Source organism: Megasphaera stantonii (genome assembly GCF_003367905.1).
Lineage (GTDB): Bacteria > Bacillota > Negativicutes > Veillonellales > Megasphaeraceae > Megasphaera > Megasphaera stantonii.
In genome coordinates this window covers 1,188,047-1,200,278 of sequence record NZ_CP029462.1, presented here as the reverse complement: position 1 = coordinate 1,200,278, position 12,232 = coordinate 1,188,047, and the positions used below count along the sequence as shown (strand labels likewise).

Sequence of the window (12,232 nt, the reverse complement as noted above, 5' to 3'; positions counted from 1 at the left end):
GGCCCTTAGGAAAATTCAGTGGCGATAGCTGTGGGGATCCACCTGTTCCCATGCCGAACACAGCAGTTAAGCCCGCAAACGCCGAAAGTACTTGGGGGGAGGCCCCCTGGAAGGATAGGAAGCCGCTGATTACAAAAAGACAGACAGTGCTGATACACTGTCTGTCTTTTTGTATACAACGACCTCCCATCTACCCAGGGCAAGCCCTGGGATAAGTAGCGAACCTCGTTTGAAGGAGCGAAAGCGACGCGCAAACGAGTGTGAGTCACTTATGTCGGACCGCTAACGTAAACGGGATATGTTACAGAAACATATACATGCGCGCCGGTCCGACTGATAGGTGCGGCGACCGCTAGCAGGAGACGTATACGATATGTATGCGTTCTTTTTTGTATATGTGCGTCTTCCTATCCTTTTAAGAGATGAGTTCAAAGAAGAGGTAATGAAAAAATGCAGACCAATCCATTTAAAAGATTTTTCGTTTTCATATGCTGTCTGACGGTAATACTCTTTTCCGCAGGCGTTAGCCATACTGCAGCAGAAACGACGGTGGAAATCAATTTACAGGAATATTTCGACGGCGTAAACGGCACGGCTATTTTTTATTATCCCGAGTCCGACACTTATGCCGTATACCAAAAAGAGCTCAGCGAAAAACGCTCGTCGCCCTGCTCGACTTTCAAAATTTTCTCTACCTACGTCGGGTTAGATATGGGCGTAATTCAGATGAATGATTCCGTGCGGACATGGAACGGGACGAGGTACTGGTATGAGCCGTGGAATCGCGATATTGGGTTGCCCGATGCTTTTCGGCAATCCTGTGTCTGGTATTACCGGCAGGTCATAGACGACATTGGGCAGCCTGTAATGCAGGCTTATATCGACGAGATGAACTATGGCAACAGGGATATTTCCGACTGGCAGGGAGATTTAAACGAAGGAGAGCCGTTAACTGACTTAAAAGGCTTTTGGCTGGAGTCGTCCTTAAAGATCTCTCCGAAGGAACAAATTCAAGTGCTGCGGCGCATCATGGAACGTCCGGAGAAGGGCGAGCTTGCCAATACGTTGAAGCTGCTGATGCTGACGAGGGACGACGCGGAGACGAGTTTGAAGGTGTACGGCAAGACCGGTTTTGGGCGAGTCGATGGGAAAAATACAGACGCCTGGTTTGTCGGGCTATATGAAAGGGAAGAAAAGACAGCGTATTTTGCCCTGCGCCTGGATGATCCGGACAACCCGAAGGCTACGAGCGACAAGGCGAAGACGATTGCTTTATCGATTATCGACGACATGGCCGGGAATGCTCTTTTCGCCGAAGTGCGGCGGATTTCGGATTCCGGTGCTACTGCCGCAAAAGCTGCGTTCCCAAGTGGAAAAGTAAATTGACAGGTATGGTAAAACGTGACATAATTAATTAGATATGCCCATGCAGTATGGGGCTTATGCAGTTTATTTTTTTGCGCGGAGGGTTACGAATGGCAGATAATCGCATTATAACGGCTTTAGACGTACATTCTTTAGACGACATGAAGAAGCTTGTCGAATCGTTGGGAGACAGCGTTTCCTTCTATAAAGTCGGCATGGAATTATTTTACAGCGCCGGTCCGGACGCTGTTCGCTATTTGAAGGACCAGGGAAAGCACGTGTTCCTCGATTTGAAGGTACACGACATTCCGAATACGGTAGGCCAGAGCATTCGCGCCTTGACCCGGCTGGGAGCCGATCTCATGACCCTTCACGGCACAGGCGGCAGGGCGATGATGGAAGCTGCTGCGGAAGCCGTCCGCGACGAGGCGGAAAAGCTGGGCATCGAACGGCCCCGCTTGCTGGCCGTCACGGTTCTGACCAGCATCGACGAAGCGTGCTGGGAAGAAATCGGCGGAAAATATACGATTGCCGAAACGGTTCTCCGCCTGGCTAAGCTGGCTAAGGAAGCCGGTATCGACGGCACCGTTTCGTCGCCGTATGAAGCGAAGGCCATCCGCGAAATGAACGGTTCCGATTTCCTCATCGTTACGCCGGGCATTCGCCCGTCCTTCGCAGTCGCCAACGACCAGAAGCGGTTTACGACGCCGCGGCAGGCGCTGCAGGACGGCGCGTCCCACTTAGTCATCGGACGGCCCATTACGAAGGCTGATGAACCGCGGGAAGCCGTTCGCAAAATATTAGAAGAAATCCAGGGGGTATAGCATCATGATGACAGAAGCAGAAGTAAGACAGTTATTAGTAGACACGAAAGCCGTATTGGAAGGCCATTTCTTATTGACGTCGGGCCTTCACAGCCCGCTGTACGTTGAAAAGTTCAACGTCCTCCAGCATCCGGAATATACGGAAAAGCTCTGCAAGGAATTGGCAGAACGGTTTAAGGACAAAAATGTCCAGACCGTCATGGGGCCGATGACCGGCGGCATCTTGCTGGCTCATGAAGTCGGCAAGGCCTTAGGCACGCGGGCCATCTTTACGGAACGGGAAAAAGGCGTCATGACGCTGCGCCGCGGCTTCCGCATCGAACCGGGCGAACGCGTCCTCATCGTAGAAGACATCGTCACGACGGGCGGTTCCGTACAGGAAGTCGTCAACGTCGTTAAACAAGCCGGCGGCGTCATCGTCGGCGTCGGCCTCCTCGTAGACCGCAGCGGCGGCAAGGCCGAATTCGGCGTGCCGAAGGAAGACGTACAGGCCCTGCTTCACTTGACCGTTCCTACGTATCAGCCCGACGACTGCCCGTTGTGCAAGGAAGGCCTTCCCATGACGGAACGGGGCAGCCACCATTTGAAATAAGAAGCAGGAGAGGTCAGAATGGATATCTTTTCAGTAATTCTACCGTTTTTGATGTATGGCCTGATGTCTGCCGTATTTGCCCGCTTCACAGGCATCAACATGAGCATGTACCTGCTCATGATCTTCCTGTACATGGGGGCGAAGCCCGGCGAGACCATCGTCGCCATGCTGTTGTTTAATACCTTTACCTACTTTACGGTGTATTCGCAGCAGCACGTCATGACGATGAAGACCTTCATCATCTTCCCGGGAGTCAAGTTTATCATCCCGCTGGTGATTACCCTGGGATTGGCGCTGCTCAGCCCGTTTTTGGGCATCGTCTTCTTTGTCGTCGTCTTCCTGCTGGAAATCTTCGCTAAGATTTATACCAGCATGAATAAGAAGATTCGTCCGACGAAGCAGAAGCTCGTGCAGATGAGCGCCGTCGCCAGCGTATGCGTCCTCGTCGGCGTCTTCGTCATTCAGTTTATTCCCGAGCAGTATTATTACCTCGTCGCCGGCGCGGCTATTTTGCTGCTGACGGTACTGATGTGGATTGCCGGCGACCGCCGCAGGCTGGAATCGCAGTGGGACGGCATTTTATACGCTTCGACCTTTATTACCGGCCTGGTCGGCATCGACGCGACGGACTGGCTCATGAGCATGCGCCGCGCCAACCAGTCGATGCTGGCGCGCTGCTATCCCATCGTCATCAACGCGGCGTCCATCGTCGGCTTGATCCTGGCTTATGGGATGTACCGGTATTTCTCCGTAGGCGCGTTGTTCGCGACGATCGGCGCGTCCATCGGTATCCGCTTCTTCGGCGTGCCGGAATACAGCGAACGAGGCGTCTTCTCGCGGGTGACCATCGCCCTGGCTATCGTGGCGGCGCTGATCTTTTTGATTTCCCAGCCCCAGCCGACGGGCATCTTAGCCGTTCCTGTTTCGAACGAAAGCGGCGGGCTGCTTCATTTCTAATCGTATATAGATGTATGAAACACAGTAATTTCTTCATGAAGTTGCTGTGTTTTCTTTTTGCGCCGACTGGATAAGGAGCACTCTCTGTGTTACAATTACAGGCAAGGAGAAAGGAGCGGTACTATGGCTAAGCGCAGCATGATGCGCGGTTATCTTTGTTCCGGCGGCGGAGCGATTATCTGGGGCATGTCGGGGACGGCCGGACAGTATTTGCTGAGCCGTTACGGCGTCGATCCCTTTTGGCTGACCAGCATCCGCATGGTTTGCGCCGGACTGGTATTGACCCTGCTGGCCGGCAGGGAATACAAGACGATGCTGAATATCTTGAGGAATAAAAAGGATTGCATCTCGATGCTGGGATACAGTCTGATGGGGCTCCTGCTCAGCCAGGTGTCGTTCCTCAAGTGCATTCAATACTCGAACGCCGGCACGGCGGGGATTTTGCAGACCCTGAGCGTCGTCATGATGGCGGTCATCGTCTGCCTGCGGACGCGGCGTCTTCCCGACTTCCGCGAAGGCCTGTCCATCGTCTTGGCTCTCGTCGGCGTCGTTCTCATTGCGACGCACGGCGATTTATCCCGGATGGCCCTGTCGCCGGAAGGGCTGCAATGGGGGCTGGCGGCGGCCGTGGCGACGGTATGCTATTCCTTTTTGGCGCAGAATCTGGTCTGGAAATGGGGCAGCGTGCCGGTCAACGCGCTGAGCCTTCTCGTCGGCGGAACGCTGTTTTCGCTGTTCATCCAGCCCTGGAATACGCCGTCCGTATTGGATACGGCGGGATATATCATTTTTGCTGCCATTATTTTAATCGGCACGGACTTGACCTTTATCTTATTCCTGCGGGGCGTCGGAGACATCGGCCCGATTAAGGCCACGCTCATCGGTACGCTGGAGCCCGTTTCGGCGTCCGTCGTTTCCGCCCTGGTGCTGGGGACTGTATTTTATATTCCCGAATTAATCGGGTTCGTCTGCGTTCTCATGACGGTGTTCTTAGTCATGGCCCGGCAGCATGTCGGGGGATAGCAGGAAATCTCAAGGAGGGATGTGCTATGAGACTACATTATATAGCTGGTTTGGCGCTCTGCCTGCTCTGCGCAGCCCCGGCCGGCGCGGCGGATACGGCGGTGAGCGAGCCCATGCAGCCGGCCCTTACGGTGCAGACGTCCGGCCAGATCTTGCCGGAGTATACGATTCTTATCGGCCGGAACAGCGCCCAGACGCCCCTGACGGCTTCGGTGTATGAGAAAAACGGCGTGCTCATGGTGCCCCTTCGTCCCGTAGCGGAGCAGCTGGGCTATACCGTCGCCTGGGACGAAGAAAAACAGTGCGCCTTTATCGAGACGAATACGGTTTACATGCATCTCTATCCCGGCGTCGATATGTACGAGCGCATCGGCTCGCTGAAGACGGTGAACCTGAATCACATTTACCAATACGGTATCGGGCCGGAAAACGTCGAGGGCATGCTGTATGTGCCGGCCAAGCTGTTCGAAGCCTTTTTTAACGACGTGTTTATCGAGGAAGGCAGCCTGGTCATCGCGCCGCAGGAAGTATACCTGCACGGGGCGCCCTGAGGCGGGCCGGAAGAGGCCGACCCTAAATTGGCCTTATAGGTAGATAAAAAAATCTTGACTTTATAGGAATGGGTAGATACAATAATAAGAGAGAATAGACTGTCGGTCCAGAGAGGCCGGGTTATTCATCACCATATTTATGACTGTACCTTTAATATAGTCCAGAGAGGCTAAAAAGGGACATATGTTTGCCATGCATGCGATATGGATATGACCTTTGCCTTTCGGCAAAGGTCTTTTTTTATAAGGAGGATTCCAATGGCTAGTATCCAAGGAAAAAGCCTGTTAGGGCTGCAAGGAGTACCAAAAGAAGAAATTGAATTGATACTGCGAGTAGCAAAGAAGATGAAGGCCGTCGTCAACAGCGGCGATAAGAAGCTGTCGCTGCTCAAGGGCAAGTCTGTCGTCAATATGTTCTGGGAACCGAGCACGCGTACGCGCGGTTCTTTTGAAATGGCGGCAAAATACTTAGGCGCCGACGTCATCAACTTTACGCCCCGCGGCAGCTCTATTCAGAAGGGCGAAAGCTTCCGCGACACGCTGCTTACCGTTACGGCTATGGGCGTAGACGCCATCGTCATGCGGCAGAAGCAGGAAGGCTCTCCCTGGTTTGCCCGCCGATGCGTCGACCCGATCATCATCAACGCCGGCGACGGCGCGCACGAACACCCGACGCAGGGCCTTCTCGACTTGTTTACTATTCAGGAAGCGAAGGGCCGTATAGAAGGACTGAAAGTCGTCATCGTCGGTGATATTGACCACGGCCGCGTAGCCCGCTCCAATATTTACGGCTTGCAGACCATGGGCGCTGACGTGCACCTCGTCGGCCCCCGCACGCTGCTCCAGCCGGAGCTGGAATCCATGGGCGTCACCGTTCACTACAACCTGGAGGAAGCTATTCAGGATGCCGACGTCATCAATGTTCTCCGCATTCAGAAGGAACGGCAGGGCATCGGGTTCTTCCCCAGCGCCGGCGAATACAATTCCCTTTTCGGCATCAACCAGAAGCGACTGGCCCTGGCTAAGGACGACGTCCTTGTCATGCATCCCGGCCCGATGAACCGCGGCATAGAAATCGACACGGACACGTGCTACAGCGACCATTCGGCCATTCAGGAACAGGTTAAAAACGGCGTGTCCGTCCGGATGGCAGTTCTGTATTTGACAATCATAGGAGGCGATGACGTTGACATTACTCGTTAAAGGCGGCAGGGTAGTCAACCCGGCTGTACAGCAAGATGAAATATGCGATATCCTCATTGAAGACGGCAAAATCAAAGCCGTAGGAACGAATCTTCCGGCAGAAGGAGCCGAAGTATACGACGCGTCGGGCTTGGTCGTAGCGCCGGGCTTTATCGACATGCACGTCCATCTCCGCCAGCCCGGCCAGTCGGCGAAGGAAACCATCGCTACGGGCACGAGGGCCGCGGCGGCCGGCGGCATTACCCGTGTCGCTACGATGCCCAACACCAGCCCGGTCATCGACAAGGCCATTATCGTAGAAGGCCTGAAATATAAAGCGGAAAAAGAAGGCGTCGTCAAGGTCGAAGTCATCGGCGCGATTTCCAAGAACCTGGAAGGCCAGGAGCTGTCCGGCATGGGCGGCATGGTCAAGGCCGGCGTCGTCGCCTTTTCTGACGACGGCCGCTTCGTCGAAAACTCCGACTTCATGCGCAAGGCGATGGAATACGCCAGCATGTTCGACAAGGTAATCATCGACCACTGCGAAGAAACGGAACTCGTCGCCGGCGGCAATATGCACGAAGGCGTCGTGTCCAATCAGCTGGGCATTAAGGGCCGTCCGGCCGTCGCCGAAGACATTGCCGTCGCCCGCGATATCCTGCTGGCCGAAGCGACGGGCACGCCCGTTCACATCGCTCACATCAGCACGAAGAACGCCGTCGACATGGTACGGCAGGCTAAGAAAAAAGGCCTCCGCGTCACGGCGGAAGCGACGCCCCAGCATATGATCCTGACGGACGAAGCAATTCGCTCCTTTGAAACGCGTTTTAAAGTCAACCCGCCCCTGCGCTCGGACGACCACCGCGCCGCCGTCGTAGAAGGCCTGAAGGACGGCACCATCGACGCCATCGTCACGGACCACGCGCCTCACGAATGGGAAGAAAAGGACCAGGAATTCAACCTGGCTCCCAGCGGCTTTGTAGGTCTCGAAACGAGCGTCGGCGCCGTGCTGACCTACTTGTATCATACGGGCGAAGTCGACCTCATGACGATCGTCAACGCCATGTCTACGGCTCAGGCCAAGATCCTGCGCCTCGACGCCGGCGTCATCGCTCCGGGAAAAGACGCAGACCTGACGATTCTCGACCTCGACAAGGAATGGACTGTAGACGCATCGGCGTTCTACTCCAAAGGCAAAGCATCGCCCTTTGATGAAATGATATTTAAAGGAAAGGCCGTAGCGACAGTCGTCGACGGCGCCTTTGTAATGAAAGATGGGGAGGTCTTACGATGAAAGGAATTCTCATATTAGAGAATGGACAGAAATTTTACGGCCAGATGCTGATGAGCGAACCGGCTGTCGGCGAAGTCGTATTTAATACGGGCATGACGGGCTATCAGGAAACCTTTACGGACCCGTCCTATGCCGGCCAGATCATTACGATGACCTACCCGCTGATCGGCAACTACGGCTTGTTCCACGAAATCGAACAGGCCGACCGTCCCTATGCGGCGGGCTTCGTCGTCGGCGAGCTCTGCGATGCGCCGAGCAACTGGCAGAACGAAGGCGAGCTGGCGACGTTCATCCGGACCCATCATATTCCCTGCCTGTACGGCGTCGACACCCGCGCCGTTACGCGGGCGATCCGCAGCCACGGCGTCATGAAGGGAGTCATCGTTCCCGAAACGATGAGCGAAAGTGCTGTCAAGGAACTGTTTGATACGTCTTTGGAAACGCAGCTCGTCCGCCGCGTCACGACGCGGGACATCAAGCACATGGGCAGCGGCAAATTCCACGTCGCCGTCATGGACTACGGCGCGAAGACCAACATCCTCCGCGATTTGGTCCGCAACGGCTGCCGCCTGACGATTTTCCCGGCGGAAACGAAGGCCGAAGACGTACTGGCCATCAATCCCGACGGCATTTTCCTCAGCAACGGCCCCGGCGACCCGAAGGACGTTCCCTACGTCGTAGAAGAAGTCAAGAAACTCATCGGCAAGAAGCCTATCTTCGGCATTTGCCTCGGCCTGCAGATGCTGGGCCTGGCGCTGGGCGGCAAGAGCCGCAAGCTGACCTTCGGCCATCGCGGCGCCAACCATCCGGTCAAGGATATCCGCACGAACCGCGTATACATTACGTCGCAGAACCACGGCTACGTCATCGACGAAGCGTCCCTGCCGGACAACGTCGTCATTACGCACCGCAACCTGCACGACAATACGCTGGAAGGCTTCGAAGTGCCGGAACAACATATCATGTGTGTGCAGTACCATCCGGAAGCTTCGCCGGGACCGACTGATAACTTGTATTTATTTGAACAATTTATCAAGATGATGGAGGAAAATTAACATGATAGAAGGATTGAAGAAAGTTCTCGTTATCGGATCCGGCCCTATCATTATCGGCCAGGCCGCAGAATTTGACTATGCCGGCACGCAGGCTTGCCGGGCTTTGAAGGAAGAAGGCCTGGAAGTCGTCCTCATCAACAGCAACCCGGCGACGATTATGACGGACGAAGATATTGCCGACCGCGTATATATCGAACCGATTTCCCTCGATTACGTGACGGAAGTCATTGAAAAAGAACGTCCCGACGGATTGTTGGCAACCCTGGGCGGCCAGGTCGGCCTGAACATGGCCGTCGAACTGGCGAACGCCGGCGTACTGGAAAAATACAACGTAAAATTGCTGGGCACCCACCTTTCGGCCATTAAGGAAGCGGAAGACCGCGAGCTCTTTAAGGAAGCTATGAAGGACATCAATCAGCCCGTGCCGGAAAGCGACATCTTTGAAGACGTCCAGTCGGCCATCGATTTTGCCGATAAAATCGGCTACCCGATCATCGTCCGTCCGGCCTTCACCCTCGGCGGCACGGGCGGCGGCATCGCCCACGACGAAGACGAGCTGTTCATGATCGCGACCCGCGGCATCAAGCTCAGCCCGATCAACCAGATCCTCGTCGAACGGTCCGTTGCCGGCTGGAAAGAAATCGAATACGAAGTCATGCGAGATAAAGCGGACAACTGCATCATCGTCTGCAACATGGAAAACATCGACCCCGTCGGCGTTCATACGGGCGACTCCATCGTCGTCGCGCCGAGCCAGACCCTGAACGATTTGCAGTACCAGATGCTGCGCACGGCGTCCCTGGCCATCATCCGCCGCCTGAAAATCGAAGGGGGCTGCAACGTACAGTACGCCCTCGACCCGAACAGCAACCAGTACTACGTCATCGAAGTAAACCCCCGCGTCAGCCGTTCGTCGGCCCTGGCCTCCAAGGCGACGGGTTATCCCATCGCCAAGGTTGCGGCGAAAGTCGCCACAGGCCTGACGCTGGACCAGATTACCAACGCCGTCACGGGCAAGACGACGGCCTGCTTCGAGCCGACCCTCGACTACTGCGTCGTCAAGTTCCCCCGCTGGCCCTTTGAAAAGTTTGCCTTGGCTGACAAGACCCTGGGCACGCAGATGAAGGCTACCGGCGAAGTCATGGCTTTAGACCGCTGCTTTGAAGGGGCCCTCCTCAAGGCCGTCCGTTCCCTGGAAATCGGCGTGAACTACCTGACGCTGAAAAAGCTGGAAAGCAAATCCCTCATCGAAATCGCTGAGCTCCTGCAGAAGCAGGACGACGAACGGCTCTTCGTCGTCACCCAGGCCCTGCGCCTCGGCCTCAGCGAAGAAAAGATTCACTATATTACGGGCTACGACATGTGGTTCCTCAGCAAGCTGAAGAACATCGTCGACCTGGAAGAAGCCCTGAAGAAGCAGGGCCTTACGGAAGACAACGTCCGGCTGGCTAAACGGTACAGCATGCCCGACGCCGTCGTCGCCGGCTTTGCCGGCAAGACGGAAGACGAAGTACGGGCCTTCCGTCAGGAAAAGGGCATTACGCCGACCTTCAAGATGGTCGACACCTGTGCCGCCGAATTTGAAGCGGCTACGCCGTACTACTATTCCTGCTACGCCGCCGAAGACGAAGTCAAGCCCTTGGGCGACAAGAGCGTCGTCGTTCTCGGATCCGGCCCGATCCGCATCGGCCAGGGCATCGAATTTGACTACTGCTCCGTCCACTCTGCCTGGGCGCTGCGCAAGGCCGGCATGAACAGCATCATCGTCAACAACAACCCGGAAACGGTAAGTACGGACTTCGATACGTCCGACAGCCTGTACTTTGAACCGCTGACCGTAGAAGACGTCATGGCCGTCATCGACAAGGAAAAGCCCGTCGGCGTCATCTGCCAGTTCGGCGGCCAGACGGCGATCAACCTGGCGGCTCCCCTGGCAAAACGGGGCGTCAAGGTCCTCGGCACGTCTGTCGAAGGCATGGACCGGGCCGAAGACCGCGAACGGTTCGACGAAGTATTGGCGAAGCTGAACATTCCTCGCCCCGATGGCCGCATCGCCACCAGCGACAGCGAAGCTATGAAGGTGTCTCAGGAATTGGAATTCCCCCTCATCGTCCGTCCGTCTTACGTTCTCGGCGGCCGGGCCATGGAAATCGTATATAATGAAAAAGAACTGGAACGGTACCTGCGCGAAGCCGTTATCGCCTCGCCGGACCATCCGATCCTCATCGACGAATACATGACGGGCCGCGAAGTCGAAGTCGACGCCGTTGCCGACGGCACGGATGTCTTCATCCCCGGCATCATGGAACAGGTCGAACGGGCCGGTGTCCATTCGGGCGACTCCATCGCCGTCTATCCGCCGCAGCACCTTGACCAGGAAATGATCGACCAGATCGTCGACTACACGACGCGCATTTCCCTGGAACTGCAGGTTAAAGGCGCTGTCAATATCCAGTTCGTCGTATCGAAGGGCAAGCTGTACATCATCGAGGTAAATCCCCGTTCGAGCCGTACCGTTCCCTTCCTGAGCAAGGTAACTCACTTCCCTATCGTCGAAGTCGCGACGCGCATCGCCTTGGGCGAAACGCTGAAAGACATGGGCTACGGCAGCGGCCTCCTGCCGGCTAAGGGCCACGTCGCCGCCAAAGCGCCTGTATTCTCCTTCAGCAAGATCGGCCTGGCGGAAATCGCCCTCGGGCCGGAAATGAAATCGACAGGCGAAGTCATGGGTATCGGCAAGACCTATTCCGAAGCCCTGTACAAAGCCGTCAACGGCGCGAAGATGCGTATCCCCGCCGGCGGCACGATTCTCGTCACCGTCGCCGACCGCGATAAGGAAGAAGCCCTGCAGCTGGCTCACGGCTTCAAGGAACTGGGCTACCACATCATCGCTACGGAAGGCACGGGCCAGTACTTCAACGACCACGGCATGCCCGTCGACGTCGTCCGCAAGATTCATGAAAGCGGGCAGAACATTGCGACGCTCATCCGCAACGGCAAGATCGACTTGGTCGTCAATACGCTGACCTTCGGCAAGCATCCCGAACGGGACGGCTTCAACCTGCGCCGCATGGCCGTCGAGCTGGCCGTTCCCTGCCTGACGTCTCTCGATACGGCCCGCGAGGTCCTGCGCGTTTTCGCCAATAAAGGCAAAAACGACGGCTATCATCACGTCGCTGCCTTGCAGGATTACGACATGGATCGTTAAAAAATATGCGTTAAGACAGATTACATATACAGACCGCAGAAACTTGGAAACAGGTTCCTGCGGTCTTTTGTTGCCTTTTTACAGAAATTCTTGAGAAAATACGAAAAAATATAACAAATCGCGTGTATTTTCTGTGAGAATGGAGGCCAACAGGTTATTTTTATGTAAAAAATCCTGCATA

10 protein-coding genes and 1 rRNA gene are annotated in these 12,232 nt (G+C 55.6%); all 11 read left to right on the top strand.

Annotation, left to right across the window (positions count from 1 at the left end; translation table 11 throughout):
* The first annotated feature begins 14 nt into the window (after positions 1-14).
* The 11 genes from rrf to carB all read left to right on the top strand — a co-directional run bounded on the left by rrf (position 15) and on the right by carB (position 12,051).
* Positions 15-131: ribosomal RNA gene (gene rrf / locus DKB62_RS05615) — 5S ribosomal RNA — on the top strand.
* Positions 132-549: 418 nt separating this feature from the next.
* On the top strand, positions 550-1,386 hold the full coding sequence (locus DKB62_RS05610) for a penicillin-binding transpeptidase domain-containing protein (RefSeq protein WP_157949717.1): 837 nt from the start codon (positions 550-552) through the stop codon (positions 1,384-1,386).
* Positions 1,387-1,475: 89 nt separating this feature from the next.
* A complete protein-coding gene (gene pyrF / locus DKB62_RS05605) occupies positions 1,476-2,189 on the top strand; it encodes an orotidine-5'-phosphate decarboxylase (protein WP_087477643.1) in 714 nt (237 codons plus the stop codon).
* Positions 2,190-2,193: 4 nt separating this feature from the next.
* Entirely contained in the window at positions 2,194-2,781 is a 588-nt protein-coding gene (pyrE, locus tag DKB62_RS05600) for an orotate phosphoribosyltransferase (RefSeq protein ID WP_087477642.1), read from the top strand.
* Positions 2,782-2,844: 63 nt separating this feature from the next.
* The gene (locus DKB62_RS05595; RefSeq protein ID WP_240320144.1) at positions 2,845-3,738 is read left to right on the top strand and encodes a hypothetical protein; all 894 of its coding nucleotides are present in this window, start codon (positions 2,845-2,847) and stop codon (positions 3,736-3,738) included.
* A 123-nt stretch (positions 3,739-3,861) separates the two neighbouring features.
* Positions 3,862-4,761 (top strand): DMT family transporter, encoded by a 900-nt coding sequence (locus tag DKB62_RS05590; protein ID WP_087477640.1) that lies wholly within the window; start codon positions 3,862-3,864, stop codon positions 4,759-4,761.
* Between the two features lie 26 nt (positions 4,762-4,787).
* A complete protein-coding gene (locus tag DKB62_RS05585) occupies positions 4,788-5,312 on the top strand; it encodes a stalk domain-containing protein (protein ID WP_107196197.1) in 525 nt (174 codons plus the stop codon).
* Between the two features lie 258 nt (positions 5,313-5,570).
* Positions 5,571-6,515: an aspartate carbamoyltransferase catalytic subunit gene (locus DKB62_RS05580; RefSeq protein ID WP_107196198.1), complete on the top strand. Its 945-nt coding sequence runs from the start codon at positions 5,571-5,573 to the stop codon at positions 6,513-6,515.
* On the top strand, positions 6,499-7,788 hold the full coding sequence (locus tag DKB62_RS05575) for a dihydroorotase (RefSeq protein ID WP_107196199.1): 1,290 nt from the start codon (positions 6,499-6,501) through the stop codon (positions 7,786-7,788). Before DKB62_RS05580 ends, DKB62_RS05575 begins: the two co-directional genes overlap by 17 nt.
* Positions 7,785-8,843: a glutamine-hydrolyzing carbamoyl-phosphate synthase small subunit gene (carA, locus tag DKB62_RS05570; protein WP_107196200.1), complete on the top strand. Its 1,059-nt coding sequence runs from the start codon at positions 7,785-7,787 to the stop codon at positions 8,841-8,843. Before DKB62_RS05575 ends, carA begins: the two co-directional genes overlap by 4 nt.
* Before the next feature lies 1 nt (position 8,844).
* Entirely contained in the window at positions 8,845-12,051 is a 3,207-nt protein-coding gene (gene carB, locus DKB62_RS05565) for a carbamoyl-phosphate synthase large subunit (protein ID WP_107196201.1), read from the top strand.
* Positions 12,052-12,232 lie beyond the last annotated feature (181 nt).